General features: G+C 62.6%; 20 protein-coding genes. 7 read left to right on the plus strand and 13 right to left on the minus strand.

Annotated elements, in window-relative coordinates; genetic code table 11:
- Positions 1 to 27: 27 nt before the first annotated feature.
- The 4 genes from QCE62_RS11275 to QCE62_RS11290 form a co-directional block, all read right to left on the minus strand.
- Entirely contained in the window at positions 28 to 864 is an 837-nt protein-coding gene (locus QCE62_RS11275; protein ID WP_309917743.1) for an enoyl-CoA hydratase/isomerase family protein, read from the minus strand.
- Between the two features lie 113 nt (positions 865 to 977).
- The gene (locus QCE62_RS11280; RefSeq protein ID WP_309917746.1) at positions 978 to 1,775 is read right to left on the minus strand and encodes an IclR family transcriptional regulator; all 798 of its coding nucleotides are present in this window, start codon (positions 1,773 to 1,775) and stop codon (positions 978 to 980) included.
- Between the two features lie 7 nt (positions 1,776 to 1,782).
- A complete protein-coding gene (locus QCE62_RS11285) occupies positions 1,783 to 2,649 on the minus strand; it encodes a helix-turn-helix domain-containing protein (protein ID WP_309917748.1) in 867 nt (288 codons plus the stop codon).
- A 244-nt stretch (positions 2,650 to 2,893) separates the two neighbouring features.
- Positions 2,894 to 3,841 carry a LysR substrate-binding domain-containing protein gene (locus tag QCE62_RS11290; RefSeq protein WP_309917751.1) on the minus strand — a complete coding sequence of 316 codons (948 nt, stop codon included), beginning with the start codon at positions 3,839 to 3,841 and terminating at the stop codon, positions 2,894 to 2,896.
- Positions 3,842 to 4,032: 191 nt separating this feature from the next.
- Here QCE62_RS11290 and QCE62_RS11295 point away from each other — a divergent pair, with 191 nt between their 5' ends.
- The 3 genes from QCE62_RS11295 (at position 4,033) to QCE62_RS11305 (ending at position 6,665) form a co-directional block, all read left to right on the plus strand.
- The gene (locus tag QCE62_RS11295) at positions 4,033 to 5,280 is read left to right on the plus strand and encodes an acetyl-CoA hydrolase/transferase C-terminal domain-containing protein (protein ID WP_309917754.1); all 1,248 of its coding nucleotides are present in this window, start codon (positions 4,033 to 4,035) and stop codon (positions 5,278 to 5,280) included.
- Positions 5,281 to 5,385: 105 nt separating this feature from the next.
- Positions 5,386 to 6,321 carry a DnaJ C-terminal domain-containing protein gene (locus QCE62_RS11300; RefSeq protein WP_309917757.1) on the plus strand — a complete coding sequence of 312 codons (936 nt, stop codon included), beginning with the start codon at positions 5,386 to 5,388 and terminating at the stop codon, positions 6,319 to 6,321.
- Positions 6,322 to 6,326: 5 nt separating this feature from the next.
- On the plus strand, positions 6,327 to 6,665 hold the full coding sequence (locus QCE62_RS11305) for a chaperone modulator CbpM (protein ID WP_309917761.1): 339 nt from the start codon (positions 6,327 to 6,329) through the stop codon (positions 6,663 to 6,665).
- A gap of 47 nt (positions 6,666 to 6,712) precedes the next feature.
- On the opposite strand, the gene QCE62_RS11310 is transcribed toward QCE62_RS11305, so the two are convergent.
- The 5 genes from QCE62_RS11310 to QCE62_RS11330 form a co-directional block, all read right to left on the minus strand.
- Entirely contained in the window at positions 6,713 to 7,675 is a 963-nt protein-coding gene (locus QCE62_RS11310; RefSeq protein ID WP_309917763.1) for a LysR family transcriptional regulator, read from the minus strand.
- Between the two features lie 38 nt (positions 7,676 to 7,713).
- Positions 7,714 to 9,066: an MmgE/PrpD family protein gene (locus QCE62_RS11315; protein ID WP_309917766.1), complete on the minus strand. Its 1,353-nt coding sequence runs from the start codon at positions 9,064 to 9,066 to the stop codon at positions 7,714 to 7,716.
- 25 nt (positions 9,067 to 9,091) lie between these two features.
- Positions 9,092 to 9,988 (minus strand): glycine betaine ABC transporter substrate-binding protein, encoded by an 897-nt coding sequence (locus QCE62_RS11320; RefSeq protein ID WP_309917769.1) that lies wholly within the window; start codon positions 9,986 to 9,988, stop codon positions 9,092 to 9,094.
- Between the two features lie 439 nt (positions 9,989 to 10,427).
- On the minus strand, positions 10,428 to 10,799 hold the full coding sequence (locus tag QCE62_RS11325) for a GtrA family protein (RefSeq protein ID WP_309917771.1): 372 nt from the start codon (positions 10,797 to 10,799) through the stop codon (positions 10,428 to 10,430).
- Between the two features lie 83 nt (positions 10,800 to 10,882).
- Complete coding sequence (locus tag QCE62_RS11330) at positions 10,883 to 11,578, minus strand: class I SAM-dependent methyltransferase (protein WP_309917775.1); 696 nt, start codon at positions 11,576 to 11,578, stop codon at positions 10,883 to 10,885.
- A gap of 336 nt (positions 11,579 to 11,914) precedes the next feature.
- On the opposite strand from QCE62_RS11330, the gene QCE62_RS11335 reads away from it, so the two are divergent.
- The 3 genes from QCE62_RS11335 (at position 11,915) to QCE62_RS11345 (ending at position 14,895) form a co-directional block, all read left to right on the plus strand.
- Positions 11,915 to 12,850 (plus strand): glycosyltransferase family 2 protein, encoded by a 936-nt coding sequence (locus QCE62_RS11335; protein ID WP_309917777.1) that lies wholly within the window; start codon positions 11,915 to 11,917, stop codon positions 12,848 to 12,850.
- Positions 12,847 to 14,415 (plus strand): hypothetical protein, encoded by a 1,569-nt coding sequence (locus tag QCE62_RS11340; RefSeq protein WP_309917781.1) that lies wholly within the window; start codon positions 12,847 to 12,849, stop codon positions 14,413 to 14,415. Before QCE62_RS11335 ends, QCE62_RS11340 begins: the two co-directional genes overlap by 4 nt.
- Positions 14,416 to 14,625: 210 nt before the next feature.
- Complete coding sequence (locus QCE62_RS11345) at positions 14,626 to 14,895, plus strand: DUF1488 family protein (RefSeq protein WP_309812929.1); 270 nt, start codon at positions 14,626 to 14,628, stop codon at positions 14,893 to 14,895.
- A 14-nt stretch (positions 14,896 to 14,909) separates the two neighbouring features.
- Here QCE62_RS11345 and QCE62_RS11350 read toward each other — a convergent pair whose 3' ends face one another.
- From QCE62_RS11350 to QCE62_RS11365, 4 genes are all read right to left on the minus strand, one after another.
- Entirely contained in the window at positions 14,910 to 15,476 is a 567-nt protein-coding gene (locus QCE62_RS11350; protein ID WP_309917784.1) for an FcoT family thioesterase, read from the minus strand.
- Between the two features lie 98 nt (positions 15,477 to 15,574).
- Positions 15,575 to 16,243: a MarC family protein gene (locus QCE62_RS11355; protein ID WP_309812925.1), complete on the minus strand. Its 669-nt coding sequence runs from the start codon at positions 16,241 to 16,243 to the stop codon at positions 15,575 to 15,577.
- 41 nt (positions 16,244 to 16,284) lie between these two features.
- Positions 16,285 to 17,271, minus strand: coding sequence for a GTP-binding protein (locus QCE62_RS11360; protein ID WP_309917787.1), 987 nt, complete (start codon positions 17,269 to 17,271; stop codon positions 16,285 to 16,287).
- The gene (locus QCE62_RS11365; RefSeq protein WP_404987849.1) at positions 17,268 to 18,887 is read right to left on the minus strand and encodes an amidohydrolase; all 1,620 of its coding nucleotides are present in this window, start codon (positions 18,885 to 18,887) and stop codon (positions 17,268 to 17,270) included. The genes QCE62_RS11360 and QCE62_RS11365 overlap by 4 nt, the downstream gene beginning before the upstream one ends.
- A gap of 214 nt (positions 18,888 to 19,101) precedes the next feature.
- On the opposite strand from QCE62_RS11365, the gene QCE62_RS11370 reads away from it, so the two are divergent.
- Positions 19,102 to 19,866 carry a haloacid dehalogenase type II gene (locus tag QCE62_RS11370; RefSeq protein ID WP_309917794.1) on the plus strand — a complete coding sequence of 255 codons (765 nt, stop codon included), beginning with the start codon at positions 19,102 to 19,104 and terminating at the stop codon, positions 19,864 to 19,866.
- Positions 19,867 to 19,879: the final 13 nt, after the last annotated feature.

Below are 19,879 nucleotides of genomic sequence, written 5' to 3' on the forward strand. Positions count from 1 at the left end.
CGCGCCCGTGCGGCACGCGCCTTCGCTTCATGCACCGCTTGCGGGCGAGACCGGCGTGTCGAGCGGATATTGAGGCGCACGCTTTTCGCGAAACGACGCGACACCCTCGCGCACTTCCGCGCCGCCGAAGCCCAGCATCTCCAGCGCGAGCGATGCATCGAACGTGGGACCGGCCTGGCGCAGCCAGTTGTTGAGTGCGTACTTCGTGAGCCGCACGGCGGAAGGCGCACCGTTGACGAGGCGCGTGGCAACGTTCAGCGCCGTGTCCTGAAGCTCGGCGTCGTCCACGGCGAGCGAGACGAGCCCGATCTGCTCGGCCTTCTCCCCGCTCACCGGCTCGCACAGCATGAGGTGGTATTTCGCCTTCGCCATGCCGCACAGCAGCGGCCAGATGATGGCCGCATGATCGCCGGCGGCTACGCCCAGCCGCGTGTGCCCGTCGACGAGCTTCGCGGTTCGGGCCGCCACCGAGATGTCCGCGAGCAGCGCGGCCACCAGTCCCGCGCCGACTGCCGAGCCGTGAATGGCCGAGACAATCGGCTTCGAGCAGTTGATGATGTTGTAGACCAGGTCCTTCGCTTCACGCCAGACGCGCATGCGGGCATCGAACGAGTCGATCATTTCCTCGACCATGTCGAAGTCGCCGCCCGCGGAAAACGCGCGGCCCGCGCCGCACAGGATCACGGCGCCGACTTCGGGATCTTCGTCCACATCGCGCCAGACGCGCGCGAGTTCGTCGTGACCGCGGGCATCGAGTGCGTTGAGACGCTCCGGCCGATTCAGCGTGATGCGCAAGACCCCGCGCGCGGGACGATCGAACGCGAGCGTGGAATACGACGCGTATGACTTCGATTGCTCTGGCATGGATTCCCTCTTCCTCTTCGCAGATGAGTTGAATCCATCGTGATGATCGCATCGCGCGGCGTCAATGCAGCGGGACGCCTCGTTCCGTGCGTTGGAAGCATGCGTGCCGCGCGTCAGGGCTCGCAGTCGACATCGGCGAGCAGTTGCGTCAGCCGTTGTCCGGCGGCGTGCAACTCGGGAATCGCGCGCTTGCGGATCGCCGCCATGTCCGGTTCGAGTTCGACCGCGCCGCAGTTGAGCGACATCAGCGTGCGCGTGCGGCCCACCGTCAGCGGCAAGGCAATGCCATACGCGTTGCGCTGGAATTCGCCTACCGCCATGCAGACGCCGGTGGTGCGCAGATCGTCGAATGCGGTCTCGAGGTTCCTGCGCACCACGTCCGCATTCTTTCCCGGCGTCGCGAGGATCGCCGCGATACGCTCGCGTCGCTCCGTCTCGGGCAGCGCATACAAATGCGCCCGACCGACCGAGGTGGTTTCCATCGGCAGCAAGGTGCCGACGCCCAGCCGCAGGGTCGCGATCTTCGCGCTCGTTCTGCACGCGATATACAGCATGTCCAGATGATCCGGCACAGCCAGCGCCACGCACAGTTCGAGTTTGTCGGCGAGCTTCTGAAGGAAGGGATTGACGAGGCCCGCAACGGGATTCGCCTCGAGATAAGCATGCCCGATGCTCAGCGCGCCCGCGCTCAGTTCGAACTGCCGTCCGCCGCTCACGCGCCTCAGGAAGCCTACGCGGATCAGCGTGGCGGTGATGCGCGACACGGTCGCTTTCGGAAAGCCCGTGCGGCGCACGAGTTCCGCGTTCGACAGCGGCGCGCGCTCGGCGCGAAACGCGCGCAGGACTTCGAGCCCGCGTTCGACCGTAAGCGTAATGGGCGCGGCAAGCGTGGATTCGGCAACGGTGTTCATGCTCGCCTCATTCATCGAAAGGGACCTGCTCCTGCACGTGCTGCGCGATCGCGGCCAGGCGCGGACCCAGTTCGCGCTCGATGCGGGCGCGCCCGAGCTTCGCGCTCGGCCCGATGCATGCCAGCACGAGCGGCGTCTGGTCGCGGATCAGCAGCGGCGCGGCGACGATCGCGAGATCCGGTTCCCATTCGCCGAGCGAGGTGCAGTAGCCCGCATTGTGAGTCTGCGAAATGCCCTCGCTGATGCGCCGCCGCAAATGCGGCCAGTCGCGGCCGGCACGACGTTCGACATTGCCCAGCAAATAGAAGCGTTCGAGTTCCGGCAGCGCGGCGAGCAGCGCCCAGCCCATTGGCGATGATGCGATGCGCAAGCGCGCGCCCGCATGCAGATCGAGATCGAGCGTGGCGGGTTTGCTCGCGCAGGTTTCGAGCACGATCACATCGAGACGGTCGCGCGCGGCGAGCACGACATAGGTGCCGCTCGCATCGGCGAAAGCCTGCATGCTCCGGCGCGCGAGCCGCTGCACGCTGGACTGCGCGATGGCGGCATAACCGAGCGAGAGCACCGATGCCGCCAGCCGGTATTTGCGCTGCGCCGGCGCGTAATGCAGGAAGCCGAGCGCGACCAGCGAGCGCAGCATGCGCGACACGGTCGGCGCGGGAATGCCGGTCTCGAAGACGATTTCCTGATTGCCGAGCCACGGCTCCTGTGGCGTGAAGGCGCCGAGTATCGCGAGACTGCGCGCGAGCGGCACGACCATGGCCGGGCTTGCGCCATCGCGTCCCGCATGCGTGCTGTCCAGCAGTGCCGCATTCCAGGCCGGGCGGTTGATCTCCGGTCGTGGCGTGGCGATCCGGCTCGGCTGCGTCGACATGATTGGCTCCAGGGAGGTTCGGCCCGATGCGTTCGATTACAGGATTTCCCGCGCAGCACGTCAATCGCCCTGCGAATGTGTTCCGTGCTTTGAAAGGCCCATTCTTGACCGGAATATCCCGTGCAGCCAGTGTGATCGACCCTTAGCGGGTGGGTGCGGGTGCCTATAGGGGTTTTCACTGTACGGACCGTTCCGCCGCGTGAACGTCCTGAAGACACGTATCAGCAAAGGCGATGCGGCCCGCTCACATTGAGCGGTCGATCTCGCGCAGCGTCACGCCCTTCCACGTTTCGCGTTCGACCAGCTCGGCGATGAGACCCAGCAAGGTCCGGCGAACGGCGACGGTGGCCGCATGCATCGGCATGCTATTGGGCCAGCAAACGCTCACGGGCCGGCGGATCACGGGCTCGACGATCTTGCGCATGCGCGGCATGCGGGCCGGATCGAGCTGCGCGACGGCCGAGGCCGGCAGTATCGTGCACGCGCGGCCCGAATGCGCGATCAGCAGCAAGGACGGCAAGGAATCGATATCGGCCACGACGTTCAGATCGATCTTCTCGCTCGCGAAGACACGTTCGATCAGCATACGCAGGCCGTTGGACACGCCCGGCGCGACGAGCTTCACGCCGCCGAGTTTCGCGAGCGCACATGTGCCGGAACGCGCGCCGATATCGCCGCCCGGTTCGCCGAGCAGATACAGCGTTTCGTCGAACACGGGCACGCTGCCGATGCCGGGCGTATCCGATTCGCGGAACAGAATGGCCAGATCGAGGCGGCCGTTCGCCAGCAGTTCGTTCAGATATCCGCTCATGCTTTCGAAGAACTGCAGGCGGATCGCGGGAAACATGTCCTGCACGCGCTCGAACAACGGCACGGCGAGCACGGACGCCATCGTCGTCGGCAAGCCGATGGCCACGGTGCCCGACGCCGCGACGCCGCCTTGCGTGACTTCCTGCCGCAACTGCTCCATCTGCCGCAGCACGACTCGCGCATGACGGTACAGCGCCTCCCCTTCGGCGGTCGGCGTCACGCCATGATTGCTGCGCAACAGGAGCGCCACGCCGAGTTCTTCTTCGAGCCGCGCGATTTGCTGACTGAGCGAGGGTTGCGCGACGAACAGCTTTTCCGCAGCCTTGCCTAGACTTCCGTAATCGACGATGTGAACGAAATAGCGAAGCTGACGGACGTCCATGCAGTGTCTTGAAGCATCGTGAAGAGGTGCGTGCATTCTTGCATGGATCGCTCGAGGAAGGCGCTTTTCAACGGGGTTTCAAAGGACGGAACGCATGTGCTTGCTGCATGGACATCGGACCGGGAGAGCACTTAACGTGTCGCTGGCATGCCCACCCGGGCAACTTCAAGCCAACTTCGCACGATGACCTCATGCACGACCCAGCGACCCTCGATCTCACCGCCGTGATCCGTGCCGGCGATACCGTCATGTGGGGGCAATCGCACGCCGAGCCGATCACGTTGATGCGCGCGCTCGTCGCGCAGCGGCATCGCATCGGACGGACCCGGCTCTTCCTGGGCATCGGTCTCGCGGATGTGCTCGCGCCCGAACACGCCGATGCCTTCGATTTCCTCGCCTACTGCGGCAGCGGCGCGAATCGCACGCTTGCGCGCGCGGGACTGCTCGACATTCTCCCGGCGCATTACTCGCAACTGCCCGGGCTCATGAGCAGCGGATCGTTACGTATCGACGTCGTGATGCTGCAGGTGTCGCCGCCCGATTCATCAGGACGCTACAGTCTGGGCCTCGCGCGCGAGTATCTGGTCGGAGCGCTGAAGCGCGCTCGCGTGATCATCGGCGAGGTGCATCGTGATGTACCGTGGACGCATGGCGGACCTTATCTGCGCCGGGCGGATTTTGACTTGCTCGTGGAGTCCGACGCCGTCTTCGCCAACCCGCCCGCCTCCATGCCGGGGACGGTCGAGACAGCCATCGGCGGGCATGTGGCGAGTCTCATTGAAGATGGCGCGACCTTGCAGACCGGCATCGGCGCGATTCCCGATGCAGTGCTCGCGCAACTCGCGGACCGGCGCGATCTCGGCGTGCACACGGGCAGCATCGGCGACGGCATCGCGGCCCTGTGCGAAGCGGGGGTCGTCACGAATGCGCGGAAGACGATCGATACGGGCATCACGATCGGCGGCGTCATCATCGGTTCGGAACGGGTGCGCCGCTTCGCGCATCGCAATCCGGCGGTTGAGCTGCGCGGCACGGAGTACACGCACGATGCCAGCGTGCTCGCGCAGATCCATCGCTTCGCCGCCATCAACTCCGCCGTCGAAGTGGACCTGACTGGACAGATCAACGCCGAAGTCGCGGCGGGCACGTATGTCGGCGCGGTCGGTGGGGTCGGTGATTTTCTGCGTGCGGCGCAGGCCAGCCGCAACGGAGTGCCGATCGTCGCGATGCCCTCGACGGCGGGCCGGCACAGCCGTATCGTCGCGCAACTCTCCGGTCCCACGACGATCGCGCGCAGCGACGCCTGCGTGATCGTCACCGAATACGGCATCGCGGATCTGCGCGGGCTGTCGATCTCGCAACGCATCCCGCGCATGATGGCGATCGCGCATCCGGATCACCGCGAGCAACTGGAACGGCAGGCGCGGAACGCGGGTTAGCCGCAAACATGTTTCCTTGCTTCCTTGTATAGTAGGCCATCGATTGTCACGCCTAGCCGACAGGCCATCTACCCGAAGTCGATTGACCGGACGATAAGGGAAACGATGAAATACAAGGACTATTACGCCCTCATGGGCGTTCCGCGAAACGCGACGGAAGCGGAGATCAAGACCGCTTATCGAAAGCTCGCGCGCAAGTTCCATCCGGACCTGAGCAAGGAGGCTGACGCCGAGACGCGTTTCAAGGAGATCGGCGAGGCGTATCAGGTTCTCAAGGATCCCGAGCAACGAGCGGCGTTCGACGCACTCGGCACCGGCTTCAAGGACGGCGAGGAAATCCGCCCTCGCCCGGAGGCGAACGGCGCATATGGCAGCGATGGCGACGGCGACGGCGACGCCCAGGCTGCCGAAGACTTCTTCAGCGATCTGTTCGGGAGGCATGCGCGCCAGTCGGCACGCTCCTACACGCCCGAGTGGCCGGGCGAAGATCTTCATGCCAAGGTCACCGTCAGCCTCGAAGACATCTACAACGGCGCGCAACGGACCTTGTCCCTGCAGACGCCCGTGATCGACGATCAAGGACGCGTCACGTATCAGACGCGCACGCTCGACGTAGCCATACCGAAAGGCATTCTCGACGGGCAGCGTCTGCGGCTCGCGAGTCAGGGCGGCCTTGGCATGGGCAACGCGCCGCGCGGCGACCTGTATCTGGAGATCTCCGTCGAGACGCCCAGGCGATATCGTATCGACGGACGAGACGTGACCTCCGATCTTCCGCTGGCGCCCTGGGAAGCCGCGCTCGGTGCGGAAGTCGTCGTACCCACGCCCTCGGGCGACGTGACCGTGACGGTTCCCGCGGGATCGTCGGCTGGCCGGCGTCTCAGGCTCAAGGGTCGAGGCGTTCCCGGCAATCCTGCCGGCGATTTCTACGTGATGCTGGGCATCGTCCTGCCTCCCGCGGATACCGACGCCAGGAAGGCCGCCTACGCCGAGATGCGTAAGGCGCTCGATTTCGACCCGCGCGCCCATTTCTACAGGTGACCCTCATGAATGGAAACGATCCTTCTCATCTGCACGGTGAGATCGTCGAGGAACGCATCGAGTTCACGATGGTTGAGCTGTGCCGCATCACGGGTGCATCGCACGAAGATTTCGCCCAATGGGTCGAAGAAGGCGCGTTCGAGCCGCAGGGTGCGCGCGTGGAGGAATGGCGGTTCAGCGGCACGTGCCTGCGCCGCGCCATCACCGCGCAACGCCTGAAGAGCGATCTGGAGCTGAACGCGCCGGGCGTCGCACTCGCGCTGGATCTGCTCGATCAGATCGAAGCATTGCGCAAGCAGCTTGCGCGTTACGGCAACCACGGCCAGGCCCGCGACGCCGCTTGAACATGCCGTGAGCGGCGGCTGATGGCCTACTCGTTCTCCGATCGTCCCTAGCTCAGATGCAGCTTCGCCCCGACGTCAGGAAGCCGCGCCCGGATCTCGGCGAACACGCCCTTCTCGAGCACCCGCCGACTGGTCTGGTAGAGAAATTCGGCCGTGTCTTCGTATTCGCCCGCACGCGAAACCTGAAAGATCGTGCGCACCAGCGGCGGATCGGCAACCGGGATGGCCGCGATGTCCTGCAAATGCGCCCGCCCCTGCAACAACGCGAGGGCCGGACAGATCGACCATCCCAGATCGGCCGCGACCATCGCCAGGAGCACGTCCGCCGCGTCGATCTCGAGATGGCGATCGGCGCTCACGCCACGGCGCCGCAGATACCGCTCCGTCACCGCGCCATAGTGCGAGCGCTTGCTGAAGCGGACGAACGGCAACTCGCGCGCCAGCGTCTGAAGATCGGCTGAACGGTATTGCTCGCGCCGCGCCGCATGCACGACGAGCAGCGACGGCTCCACGAACAACGGCCGCCGCACGAGGTTATCCATATCGTCCATGGGATCGGAGGTGACGATCAGATCGAGTTGCCGTTGCAGCAGCGCAAGCGAGAGACTGTCGGCGAACCCGGCACGCAGGACGACCTGATTGCCCTGTGCAATCGTGTGCTTGACCACCGCCGGGCCCACGGTGGCCGCGTACGAATCGATCATGCCGATGCGGATCTCCGGCCGGCCGGTCAGGTCCGCTTCACGGACCACCGCAAGCAGCCGCTCCATCTCTTCGACGACCGTCTGCGCGTGCCGCCGCAGCGCGATGCCGGCCGGCGTGAGCAGCACCGGACGGCGGCTGCGGTCGAGCACCTTCGTGCCAAGAATCTCTTCGATCTGCCCGACCGCCTGCGAAACGGCGGACTGCGTGACGCCCAGCGCGCTTGCCGCCGCGGAGATGCTTCCGCTCGACGCGACGGCGTCGAAGACGCGCAAGGCACGGATATCGAGTCGCGATGAATCGCTCACGGGTTATCTCCGGAATTCGGAAGAACGTGGCCGGTTTCTCATCGTTCGACGGGCATGACGCGAATCGTGTCGAGCACCAGTCCGAGCAGCGGCGCCACGGTCTCGCCACTGTCCGCGAGGTTATCGACCCGCGACTCCAGCGCGCGTGCGTGTTGAGTGTCACAGGCCGTTTCGGCAAAGCGCCGGAACTTGTCGCGCAACGCTGCGGCGCCGAACGGCAGATCGGGATCGCCGAGCGCCTGCGTCGGACCTGAATCGAATCGCCGCCCGTCGTTCAGCTCGACCGTCACGCTCGCGTAACGCCGCTGCGGGAACTGCGCATTGAATCCAGGATGCTCTTCCGCGCGAATCAGACGGCTGACGCGCAGCACCTCGGGATCTTCGAGTCCTGCGCCCTGAAGCGCGTCGAGGGTAACGGCGCCGTGTTTCAGCGCGACCGCCACCGGAAACGGCAAGCTGTATTGCGACACTTCGGTGGTCCTGGGTTCGGGATGATCGAGACGGATCGCGTTGTGGAACGTCTGAATGCGCACGGCGCGTATCTCGCCGATTGTGAAGCTGTAATCCTGCCTGAGCCGCTGCGCCGCGTCGATGGCCGGGTGCGCCCAGCGGCACACCGGCTGCGGCTTGAAGTATTGCTCCATGATGCGCCAGCGCTCGCCGAGATCGTTCCAGTATGCGCGCGACGCTTCCTGCTCGACCGTAATGGCGGGCGCGCCGGTGAAGCCCTGCTGCGCCAGGAAGCCCGCGCTCAGACCCGCCATGCAGCCCCAGCCCGATCCGTCGCGCACCATGGTCGGATGATCGACGCAGCGCATCATCTGGCTGCGCGGACCATGATATTCCGCGATGCCGAGCGCTTCGCGCGTCTGGTTCGCATCGAGCCCGAGCCGCCGCGCCGCCAGCGCCGCCGCCGCCAGCGCGTTCCAGGCGCCCGACGTGTGGTAGTCGCACGCGCTCGCATGCAGCGCGATGCCGGCCCGTGTGCCGACCTCGTAACCCAGCGCGAGACAGGTCAGGAATTCGCGGCCGCTCATGTCGCGTTGCAGATCGGCCAGCGCGAGCAGCGCCGCTATCACGGTCACGCCGACATGGCCCTTGGTCTCCGCGTGCCCGTCGTGGCCGTCGCAGCTGTCGATCGTCATCGCCCCGGCCAGTCCCGCGCCGATGGGACTCGCGTGGCGTCCGTCGAACAGCAGACGCGACCGCAGTCTGCCCGCTGCGAAGAACTCAACGGCATGATCGCTGGCGATCCGCGAGAAGTCCGTGCGCCGCCCCATCATCGCGACGCCGAACAGATCGAGCAGGCATAGCTTGCCCTGCTCCACGACGTCGTCGGGCAGATCATCGAAAGTCAGTTCGTGAATGAAGCCAGTCGTGGATGCTTTCATGGAATGTGCGGCGCCAGCCATGTGATCAGAGCAGTCCGGATTGCTGGAGGAAGGCGCGAGCCACGTCTTGCAGCGATTTCTTCTCGAGATCGACGCTGGCATTGAGGCGAATCATGGTGGGCGTGTCGAGCCGGGCGGCCAGTGCGTCCAACGTGGGCGCGAGCGTCGGGTTGGCATCGAGCGTTGCCTTGCGCACCACCGGCGCGAGTGTGTTCGGCTGGATGAACCCCTTGTCGTCCTTCAACACCACAAAATTGAACGCGGGAATGCGGCCGTCTGTCGTGAACACGAGCGCGACGTTGACTTGCCGGTCCTTCAGCGCCTGATACGTGAGGCCCGAATCCATCCGCATGATCTCGCTGGGACCGAAGCTGAAGTCATAGGTCTTTTCGAGCGGACGCAGTCCATCCGCGCGGCCGTAGAACTCCGAGTTGCAGGCGAAGATCATCGACTGGCCACCGCGCACTACCTTGGCGAGATCGCTGATCGACGCGATACCCAGTTTCTTCGCCTCGTCCTGATTCATCGCGAACGCATAGACGTTGTCGACCTTCGATGGAGCGAGCCAGACGAGACCCTTCGGCGCGTCGAGTTCGCTGACCTTGCGGTACATGTCCTGCGCGCTGAGCTTGTCGGTGAATTTGTCGTAGTTGTTCAGCGCAGTGCCGACGTATTCCCAGTACACATCGATTTGCCCATTCTCCTGAGCCTGACGCAGCACCATGCTTCCCATGCCGACTTTCTTGTCGACGGAAAAGCCCTTTGCTTCGAGCAATTGCGCGGTGAGTTCCGCCATCAATTGCTGCTCGGTGAAATTCTTCCCACCAATCACGACCGTTTTCGACCAGGCGGAGACCGGTGGAGCGAGCGTCGCCAGAACGAACAGCAGTGCACACAACTTCCTTAGAAATGAATTCTTCATGGCTTTTCTCGCTGTCATCAAAAGGCGGGATATGGCTGCCTTGGCGAAGGGGCTCATCGCAACGACACCCTTGTCATCTGAATCGACAAAAGAATCTGTGCGGTACATAGTGAGCTGATACTAATGTCATGAGCCGGAAAAGTGAAATTAACGCGGCAGCTTAAGCAAATCTAATACTGATTTGAAAGGCCGTTAATCCGGTTATCGGACGAAGGGTGACCTCGGCCGGCATCGTGGAGGCCGTGGCGAGTCTCGTCACGAAATCGATGCTCTCAGCCGAAGTGCGCAGCGACAGTGTGCAGTGTCGTCTACTCGACACCACGAGCGATCATGCGAGGCGCAAGCTGGAAGAAGCCGGTGAGTCCGACATGATGGCGCAGCGTTCTGCGCAGCATGCCAGGAGGTTTGCGTGCTGCAAGCGGACAAATAGCGGGCGCGGCTACTGAGGCGCGGGCCCTTCGCGCAACGCCCAATATTTGTTGCCGATGAATCCCACGATGACATACACCGGAATGCCGCTCAACTGTGCAAAGTAGGGCGCATGCGTGATGTGCAGGACGAGCAGGACCACGCCGAGATTCGCGAGATACGAAACGAGCACCACGACGAGGAAGCGGAGTGCCGCGTGACGCGTGGCGGCAGTCTGGAACGTGAACTTGCTGTTGAGCGCGAAACTGATCGCGACACCCACGCCGTAACCGATCATGTTCGCGATCACCGGCCGTGCGCCCGCTGCCTGCACGCCCAGGATGATGGCGCCCGCGAGCACGGTGTTCACGCCTCCAACCAGCAGATACTTCAGGAACTGCAAGCGGACATTGCGACTGGAAGTTGCATTCGCAATCATTGATGAGAAGTCAGAGTGGTGAGCGTGGGGATGCCGGCAACACGGAATCAGGCACCGGTTGCGTACACGGCATATTGCGCACCAAGCGGCACGTGAGTCAGATATTTTTCCAGCGGACGCAACGCGGCGAGTGCGTGCGGGAAAAAGATACGGTAGCGCACCTGAACATCGGTAAAACCGGCATCACGGCATGCGCGCTGCATCCTGGACGCGGTGATGAGCCTGGCATTGACATCGAATTCACAGGTATTGACCGCGCGTACGGTCAGCGGATTATAAGGGTTGTGCTCGAATATCACGAGCGTGCCGCGCGCCCCGACCACGCGATGCAATTCACGCAGCAGACTCACATGCTCGGCATGATCGATGTGATGAAACACACACATCGCATAGGCGAGGTCGAATTCGCCGGGCTCGAACGGAAGCGTGCGCCCGTCGAAATGCACGAAGCGTGCGTCATCCGCGAAACGGCTCTTCGCAAGCTCCAGAGACCGCTCCGATACGTCCGCACACGTCAGCTGCGCGGCAGGCAGATACTGGCGCACCCACGGCACCGACGTGCCCACGCCCGCGCCGAAGTCCAGCATGCGCGCGGGCACGGCGTTGCGGCGTTCCATTTCCTCGGCGATATCGCGAATCTTGTACTCGGCAAAGAACGCCGGACCTTCTCCGGATGCTGAAATATTTTTTGTATGCAACGCGAGATATTCGTCTGCAAAGCTATCGAATTCGGCCTTGTCCATACGCGTGCTCTCTCCCTTTCATTCATTCGTCTGCCCTATCCGGACTACCCGTTACTGTAGCGCAATGCGCAGTTCGACGATGTCGTGATGATTCATCAGATGTACTTGGCTTACAACTTCTTTCATATGCATAAGACACGGATCGAGTCATGAAATTCTTGTGTTTGATTTCGCACTGCGCTTAGTATGTACGTGACATTCATGTCCCGCATTTGTCTGCATCGCGCGTGCCGCTTCGACATCAAAGGCTGCATTGCCGCGTCCGTCCCTTGCCATCACGGGAAATCCATTCGCGTTGCACGTCGCCCAACGCCTTGGGCATCAGGGGTTCCGCCTATGACGACGTTGAATCTCATCGTACCCTGCTACAACGAAGAAGAAGTCATCACGGAAACGTGCTCGCGTCTGCTTGCGCTTCTGGAGCGTCTCATTGCCGCGTCCCTAGTCAGTGACGACAGCAGGATCACCTTTGTAGACGATGGTTCGCGCGACCGGACCTGGTCGATCATCGAGACCCTGCACGCATCCAATGCGCGTTGCCGGGGCATCAAGCTGTCGCGCAATCGCGGGCATCAGAACGCATTGCTCGCGGGCCTGCTGGTTGCGGAAGGCGATGTGCTCGTGAGCCTCGATGCCGACCTCCAGGACGATATCGAAGCCATTCCGCGCATGCTCGAAGAGCATCGAAAGGGCGCGGAGATCGTCTTCGGCGTGCGGCACAAGCGGAAGAGCGATACGTTCTTCAAGCGCTTCACCGCGCGGAACTACTACAAGGTGTTGAAGGCGCTCGGCGTCGATATCCTGCCCGGTCATGCCGACTTCCGCCTGATGAGCCGCAAGACGCTGGATGCCCTCAAGGAGTTTCAGGAAGTCAACCTCTTCCTGCGCGGCATCATTCCGCTGCTGGGATTCAGGACGGCAATCGTGGAATACGAGCGCGCCGCGCGCTTCGCGGGCACGAGCAAATATCCGCTCGCGAAAATGCTGGCCTTTGCGTTTGACGGCATCACGTCGTTCTCCGCCGTGCCCTTGCAGTGGAGCACGCGGATCGGCGCGCTCCTCGCGCTTGGCTCGCTGTGCTTCGGCGCATGGGCCGTGTATGCGCGTCTCTTCACCAATCTGGCCGTGCCCGGCTGGGCGTCCACCGTGGTGCCGATGTATTTCCTCGGCGGCATCCAGTTGTTGTTCCTCGGCGTCATCGGCGGGTATATCTCGAAGACCTATGCGGAGACAAAGCATCGTCCGCGCTTCATCATCGAACGAACCTTATGAATATGCTTGGGTCGTCCGCGAGTGCGTCGGTATCGCGCAGCGGTTCATTGCTCGAGTGGATGCCGCGAGCGCTGTTCATCGTGACGCTGCTCGGCGGAGCCTTGCTGTTCTGGATCGCGCCACGGCCGCCGCTCGTCGATCTGCCGCAACACGCCGCGCAGGTGATGCTGCTGCGCGACCTGATCGATCATGCGTCGGCGTGGCAGAGCCTCGTGCGCATCAATCTCTTCACGCCCTATCTGATCGGCTATGGTCTGGCGCTGCCGCTCACTTACGTGATGTCGATCTCGTCAGCGCTCAAGCTCGTCCTGATGATCGCGTATGTCGGCTTCGTCATGTCGTGCGTTGGCTTTCGCAGGCATCTGCACGGCGACCCGCGGCTCGATGTGCTCTTCATTCCCGGTTTCTTCGGCTTTGCCTTTGCATGGGGCTTCTATACGTTTCTGGTAGCGGCGCCGGTGGGCATGCTGTTCATGTGGCTCGCCCATCGATCCGCCACGCAGCCTTCGTTCAGCCGCGGCGTGGGCGTGTTCGTCGCGGGCGTGGCGCTGTTCTTCTGTCACGGTCTCGTCTTTCTGTTCGCTTGCGGGATCGGTGCGGGCTTTGCGCTCGTCAAGCCGCGCCAGATCCGGGGCAAACTGCTGGCGCTCGCGGCATTCGTGCCGCTCGGCCTGCTGTGCATCGTCTATACGCTCTGGAGTCACGCCAGCGATCCGGTTCTCGGCCACACCATCGACAATGTCGCGAAGGTCGACTGGGGCTGGTCGGACACCGGCGGCAAACGTCTGCTGCTGTTTCCGATGATGGTGTGGGGCCTCACGAAATGGAGCGCAGTTTATTTGCCGCTCTTCGTGCTGATGGGCATCGCGCCGTGGCTCTGGCGGGACCGTATCAATCCCGATCGCGCGGTGCTGGTGCCGATGATCGTCATGGGGTTCATCTGGCTGGCCGTGCCGAACCTCGCGCTCGGCACGGCGTATCTCTATCAGCGCTTCGCGCTCTTTCTGCTGCCCGTCTATGCGCTGATGTTCGTCGCGCCGGAACCGGTTGCCGGCGTGAAGCGCGACAGGCGCGGCTTCGTCATGCAAGTCGTCATCATTGCGGGCTGCTGGATCTTCCTCGCGAATCAGGCGGTCCGGCTGCATCGTTTCGCGGTGGAAATCGCGCCGCTGGAGCAACTGCTGTCCCGAACGGAGCCGAATCAGCGCGCGCTCAATCTGGTGATGGACGGAGCCAGCGATGCCTACTGGAGTCCGTTCGCGTATCAGCATCAGGCGCTGTGGTATCAGGCGGAGAAGCACGGCTTCGTCGATCCGAACTTCGCCCAGTTCCTTCCGCAGATCGTGCGTTTCAGGCCGGCGCAATTGCCTGTGCATGCGTCACAACTGGATCGCTTTCCAGGCTCGTTCGACTGGAAGCAGGACAACGGCCGCTTGTATCGCTATATCTTCGTCCGGTCGGCAGAGCCCTTGCCCGCCGATTACTTCGCCAATGGCGAGTGCGATGTGGCCTTGCTTGCGCGTGAGGGAAAGTGGGCGCTGTATGAGCGGCATGCATGCCGGTGAATGCGCGACTCGATGACTGCGAGAAGAAACATCAGACCGGCCGCCGTTCCATACTTCCCGAGCGCACTAGTCGATTATTTTTTTCCGCATGGCGCGCGATTTTTGTTCTTGATAACCTGCGCCATCGTCAATAGCTCTTCAGGCATATGACACGAATCCTTCTGCGCACGGTTTGAGGCCGTCGCGGTCGAATGTAACGTCGAGGATGCAATGCTTGCACTAGAGGGCGGCCCGCGGTTCTTTGCCGAGGGGCGCCTCATCACTTTCACGCTGCGGTCGCGCGGCAAGGCCATTACGTGCGCGGTCACGCGCGACGCACTGGAGCGACACTTCCTGCAGCGCCGGACTTCGGACGAGCGAACCTTGCTGTCGGTGTTCGAGCGCGGACTCAAACGGATTCTGGAAGCCGCCGACAAGAAGAGCCGCGTCTTGCGCGGCTCGCGGATCCTGTTGACGGCGCATGACCTCGGCGAGGCTTAGCTCGCTGTTCATCTTCACATCACCGGAATCGCAAAAGTCGCTTGTCCAAAGAAGGCGGGCGGCTTGTTCGGGGCGCTTTGCGCATCGGTGAATTCAAACTCCGATGCCATGAACACCATGCCGGCATGCTTGCGCATTTTCGTGAACGAGAAGCGCATGACGACGTTCCGGCCATCCAGCGTGCGCCTGAACTGTGTCTTCACGGACGTGATGAACGTGCGCGTCAGCACGTTCTCCTTGAAGCTCTGAAGATCCGCCGTGCCGATAGCCTCGCGAAAAGCATGAGGGGCATCATCGGTCACGAAGTCGGCAATCGTGAGAAACGCGATCTGATTGAGACAGAGTAGCGATTCCACCGCGTTGAAGTGACCGGTCTGTGAGCCATAGAACGTCTCGGGAACGCAGACTTCGGCAAACGCGACCAATTCATGATCAAACGAAATATCCCGGAAAGCCCTGTCGATATAAACGCATTCCGCCTTGTAAGGCTCGAGAATGGCGTCTCTCAGGAATGCCGGAATGGGTCGAAAGTTATCGGATTGAAAGAGCGGGGATTCGAGTGGTTTCAGTGGCGCGAGCATGATTCTTTCCTCGGGTCGGATTACGTAGATTCAGTCTACGTAGCGACAATTAGCGAGGAATGATCCCCTCGCCTGCTTGCCTGCTTGCGCGCCGGACGTCAATGCAGCTTCAGGCTTTCGATCAACCCGGACGCGCCGATCCACAACAGCTGAACGCCGATGCAGAACAGGACAAACGCGAAGAGTCTCATCGCGATCTGCGTGCCCACTTTTCCCAGCAACTTTTCCAGCCGCCCGCAATATCGCACGCACAGGAAAATGCTCAGGCACAGCAGCACCAGGGCGACGCCGACGCCGGCCAGGTGTACTGGCTGCAGACCTGCGTGCGGCGATCCGGTGCCCAGTGCGATGGCCACCGCGATGGATCCGGGCCCGACGGTAATGGGCAAGGTCAGCGGATAGAACGCCTTGGTGCGCAGCGATGCCGCGCGGTCGGCCGCCGGCGCGACCTCCTCCGCCGTGCTGTCCTCAGTGGGCGCCTGCAACAGGCCCCAGCCTGCCATGGCAATGACGACGCCGCCCGCAACACGCAACACGTTCTCCGAGATGCCGAAGAACGAAAGCACATACGCGCCGACCGACAAGGAGGCGAGCAGGATCACGAAACCGTTGATGGCAATCCGGCGCGCAAGCTCCGCGAGATCCCGGTCGCTGGCGCCCCGCACCATGCTCAATACGATCAATGCAACAGCAGGCGGATTGATGATCGGAAAGAGCGTCGTGACGATCAGCAATACCGACTTGGAAAATTCGTTCAACATCGACATGATGGCGAGTCCGTTGTCCCTCTGTGTCCAGTGAAAGCGCGTCAGCTTTGCAGCGAGGTCCAGCGAATCGATCCGTCCAGGGCGAATGCTTCGAAATCACCGAGCCCGCAGTCCCTGACGATGAAGATGGCGGCCATGTCGGAAGCACCCTCCAGACGACGCGGCTGAGAGAACGTCGTGCCCACGCTTTGCAAGAGCACGCGGTCTTCGCCCGAAGGACCGGGAACGATGGCCTTCATCCTCAACAGGCGCTCGCCGAGCGCGCCCGACACGTCTTCGATCCAGTCCAGGGTCTGTTCCCATTCCGTTGCGCGGCGAAAGCGCGCGCAAAAGACCCGCACGCGCGGATGCAGCAAGGCGCGCGGTGCATGGCTGTTGAATCCCGGCGCAGTCCAGTCGAACGCCGTGGCCCCCTGCACTTCGCGAAACGCTTCCGTGGCTCGCATCGCGGCCGTATCGGCATCGACGACACGCGCCAGCGGATTCAGCCGATGGGCATTGTCCCGTGCGAGCCGCCGTTGTTCCGTGCCGATCAAGTCCGTCTTCGTCAGCACGATCGTATGCGCGGCGCCGAGTTGTGCCGACACGCTGTCGAAATCCTCCGTGCCAAGCGGCGGGCGGCTGCAATCATAGGTCGCGACGATATGAATGCGCAGCCCCATCGAAGCAAGCGGACTCAACGAACGCATCACCTGTCCCGGACGGGACAAACCGCTGCACTCCAGCACGATGCGTTCGAACGCAGGCTGTCCGTTTCGCGCGCGTGTGTCGACGAGATCTTCGATCGTCGTCACGAGGTCATCGGTCAACGAGCAGCAGACGCAGCCGTTGCTGAGCGTTGCCATGGGAATGCCGCGCGCCGACTCCGACAGCACCGCACCGTCGATATTGATCGCCCCGACTTCGTTGACGATCACGGCGGTCATGGCAGCCGCTTCGTCATCGGCGAGCAGCGCTTCGAGCAAGGTCGTCTTGCCGCTGCCGAGCATGCCGGCGAGCACCACGAATTGAGTGCCGTGCCCGTTCATTTCGCTTGCTCCGTCGCCGTGTGGAAGGGCGTCGCGCCTTTGGGCCAGGTCGTCGCGACCAACTCGCGAACGTCGTGCAGCAGTTCATCGACATCGAACACCACACCGGACTTGATGGTCAGTTCCAGCGCACGCTTCTGCTCGACCGTGCCGAGATCGTCGTTGAGGCGCATCGCGCCGGTTCCGTACAGAAGCTTGAAATCCGCCAGAGGATTCTCGCGATGCACCAGCACGTCGCCGCGCCGTCCTACTTCGAGCACGCCCGCCTCTTCGCCAATACCCAGCAGGTCCGCGGCATGCGAAGTCCCGGCACGCAATACCTCGGAAGGCAGGAAGCCCGCTTCCTGGAGCAATTCCAGTTCGCGGATGTAGCCGAATCCGTAGATCTGGTACATGAAACCCGAATCGCTTCCGGGGCAGACACGCCCGCCACGGTTCTTGTAGTCGTTGAGGAAGTGCATCAGGATGCGATAGCTCTCGCGCCATTCCACCTCGTTCTTCACGGACCAGCGGTAAAAGTACGCACCGTGTCCGCCGCGCTGGGGCTGGAAGTACTTCCACGTCGTCTGATCCGTGTAGGAATCGTGCCATTCCGCGCGACGTGCGCGCATGACATCGCGATTGCCGTCATAGACGTTCAGCGTCGGCACGAACGTATGCCCCGCTTCGAGGAAGGCGTCGAGCACATCGTTCCATTTCTGCGAGCCTGGTTCTGCTGCCTGAAGGAAGGTCTGGCCCGCTGTGGAGAAGCGCAAGTACTCGTCGTTATAGTTGTAGTCGTCGGAGATGGCCTGTAGCGAGCGTCCATCGAACAGGGCTTCTGGAATGCCGTAGGAATGCTCGGTGCTCGTCAGGCCCCAGCGCGCCGTTCTCAACGCATTCATGCTGCCGACCGATGACTGCGCATGATGGCAACACGCCCGCAGGCCCAGCTTGCGGCATTCGTCGAGTGCCGCCTGCATGATCGCGGGCGGCGCACCGAAGAACTTCACGCCTTCCGCACCTTTGTCGCGCGCTGCCCGCAGCCATTCACGGCCCTGCTCGGGACTGTAGATGGCCTTCAGGTAATCGTTGACGGCAGGGAAGTACACATAGGGATACAGGTGCGGAGCAGCGATCCGGTTGGCTTCGGCTGCCGCCTTTTGCTCGCGCGTCCAGGCGAGTCCGTTCATGCATCCGGTCTCGCGCACCGACGTGACGCCATGCGCGAGCCACAGCTTGTAGATGTAGTCCGCCGGCATCATCTCGCCGTTCTCGGCGTGAAAGGGCGTGCCGATATGCGCATGACTGTCGATGAAGCCCGGCGTCACGTATTTGCCGGTGCAATCGATTTCCCTGTCTCCTGCTGCGGGACGTCCATCCTGTTTCAGTGGCTTGTGAGGGACGCCGACCACGGCGATGTCAGTGATCCTGCCGTCTTCGATCACGATGTCCGCTGGACCGAACGGCGGCGCTCCGGTGCCGTCGATCACGGTCGCGCCGCGCAGCACGAGCCGGTGAAAAGGGCCCTCGCCGCGGTCTCGCTGCGTCGCGGGCTTCAATTGCTTGAGGCCCTTCTTCGCGAAACCCGCGACCATCTCCTCGCCTACTTCGATATTCGTGCTCGTCACGCTCATCATTCACCTCGGAGTTCAAAAGATCAGATCAACCACGATGACGCATGGCATACCAACCTTCTCTGATAACACTCCCTATGCTGATTGCCATGAATGAGTTGAAAATTATCTGTATCCCGTACTCTGGATTCGTCTGCGTAAATCCAGCTTAATTAATGGCCGCTACTCTGTGAACACTGATTGAAACCAGCAGACGACCCGCAGAGAGGAAAGCATGAACACAAGCACCGCATCATCCCCGGCGACCCGTGCCTATTCGAAGCTCGATCCACGCGGCATCAAGGCCATCGCATTCGACATGCAAGGTACGCTGCTGGATTTCTACGGCACGATTGTCGAGGCTGGATCGAAGTTCGCCGTGAAGGACGCGACGGCCACCGCGTGGTCCGGCTTGCTGGCGCATTGGCGTCACGCGTATCGCGTTCAGCTGGATCAGGTCATCAACGGGACGGCTAGCTGGCGCTCGACGGACCAGATCTATCGGGAAACGCTGGACACGGCTTTACATGCCTCGTTGTGGGAAGACGCATTCACGCAGCAGGATCGCACTGAACTGAGCGCGGCGTGGAGCACGCTGAAGCCCTGGCCGGATACGCGGCCGGGCCTGATGCAGTTACGCGATCGATACACGCTTTCGACGCTTTCAAACGGCTCGATGTCGTCCCTCATCCACATCGTCAAGCAGCACGATCTGCCGTTCGATTGCGTATTGACCGCCGAACTGGTGCGCTCTTCCAAGCCTGATCCGAAGGTGTACGCGCTCGCGCAGCGATCTTTCGGTCTGGATGCAAACGCTATCCTGATGGTGGCCTGCCACAAGTACGACCTCGAGGCCGCAAAGGCATTCGGCTTCCGCGTGGCGTTCATTCCCCGGCCGCTGGAATTCGGCCCGGGCGGCAACCCGGATACGAGCGATGAAGCCTGGTTCGACGCGTTCGCCCCGAGCCTGACTGCTTTAGCCGAGCTATTGGACCGCTGAAAGGGCCGAGACG

It is taken from the genome of Caballeronia sp. LZ033 (genome assembly GCF_031451265.1).
Taxonomy (GTDB): Bacteria; Pseudomonadota; Gammaproteobacteria; order Burkholderiales; family Burkholderiaceae; genus Caballeronia.

Bases quoted from the DNA above. Each gene is read 5' to 3' on its own strand.
- QCE62_RS11335 (WP_309917777.1), top strand. From the start codon at position 11,915: ATGACGACGTTGAATCTCATCGTACCCTGCTACAACGAAGAAGAAGTC.
- QCE62_RS11340 (WP_309917781.1), top strand. From the start codon at position 12,847: ATGAATATGCTTGGGTCGTCCGCGAGTGCGTCGGTATCGCGCAGCGGT.
- QCE62_RS11285 (WP_309917748.1), bottom strand. From the start codon at position 2,649: ATGTCGACGCAGCCGAGCCGGATCGCCACGCCACGACCGGAGATCAAC.
- QCE62_RS11345 (WP_309812929.1), top strand. From the start codon at position 14,626: ATGCTTGCACTAGAGGGCGGCCCGCGGTTCTTTGCCGAGGGGCGCCTC.
- QCE62_RS11365 (WP_404987849.1), bottom strand. From the start codon at position 18,887: ATGAGCGTGACGAGCACGAATATCGAAGTAGGCGAGGAGATGGTCGCG.
- QCE62_RS11355 (WP_309812925.1), bottom strand. From the start codon at position 16,243: ATGTCGATGTTGAACGAATTTTCCAAGTCGGTATTGCTGATCGTCACG.
- QCE62_RS11280 (WP_309917746.1), bottom strand. From the start codon at position 1,775: ATGAACACCGTTGCCGAATCCACGCTTGCCGCGCCCATTACGCTTACG.
- QCE62_RS11305 (WP_309917761.1), top strand. From the start codon at position 6,327: ATGAATGGAAACGATCCTTCTCATCTGCACGGTGAGATCGTCGAGGAA.
- QCE62_RS11315 (WP_309917766.1), bottom strand. From the start codon at position 9,066: ATGAAAGCATCCACGACTGGCTTCATTCACGAACTGACTTTCGATGAT.
- QCE62_RS11300 (WP_309917757.1), top strand. From the start codon at position 5,386: ATGAAATACAAGGACTATTACGCCCTCATGGGCGTTCCGCGAAACGCG.
- QCE62_RS11330 (WP_309917775.1), bottom strand. From the start codon at position 11,578: ATGGACAAGGCCGAATTCGATAGCTTTGCAGACGAATATCTCGCGTTG.
- QCE62_RS11275 (WP_309917743.1), bottom strand. From the start codon at position 864: ATGCCAGAGCAATCGAAGTCATACGCGTCGTATTCCACGCTCGCGTTC.
- QCE62_RS11350 (WP_309917784.1), bottom strand. From the start codon at position 15,476: ATGCTCGCGCCACTGAAACCACTCGAATCCCCGCTCTTTCAATCCGAT.
- QCE62_RS11360 (WP_309917787.1), bottom strand. From the start codon at position 17,271: ATGAACGGGCACGGCACTCAATTCGTGGTGCTCGCCGGCATGCTCGGC.
- QCE62_RS11295 (WP_309917754.1), top strand. From the start codon at position 4,033: ATGCACGACCCAGCGACCCTCGATCTCACCGCCGTGATCCGTGCCGGC.
- QCE62_RS11290 (WP_309917751.1), bottom strand. From the start codon at position 3,841: ATGGACGTCCGTCAGCTTCGCTATTTCGTTCACATCGTCGATTACGGA.
- QCE62_RS11320 (WP_309917769.1), bottom strand. From the start codon at position 9,988: ATGAAGAATTCATTTCTAAGGAAGTTGTGTGCACTGCTGTTCGTTCTG.
- QCE62_RS11370 (WP_309917794.1), top strand. From the start codon at position 19,102: ATGAACACAAGCACCGCATCATCCCCGGCGACCCGTGCCTATTCGAAG.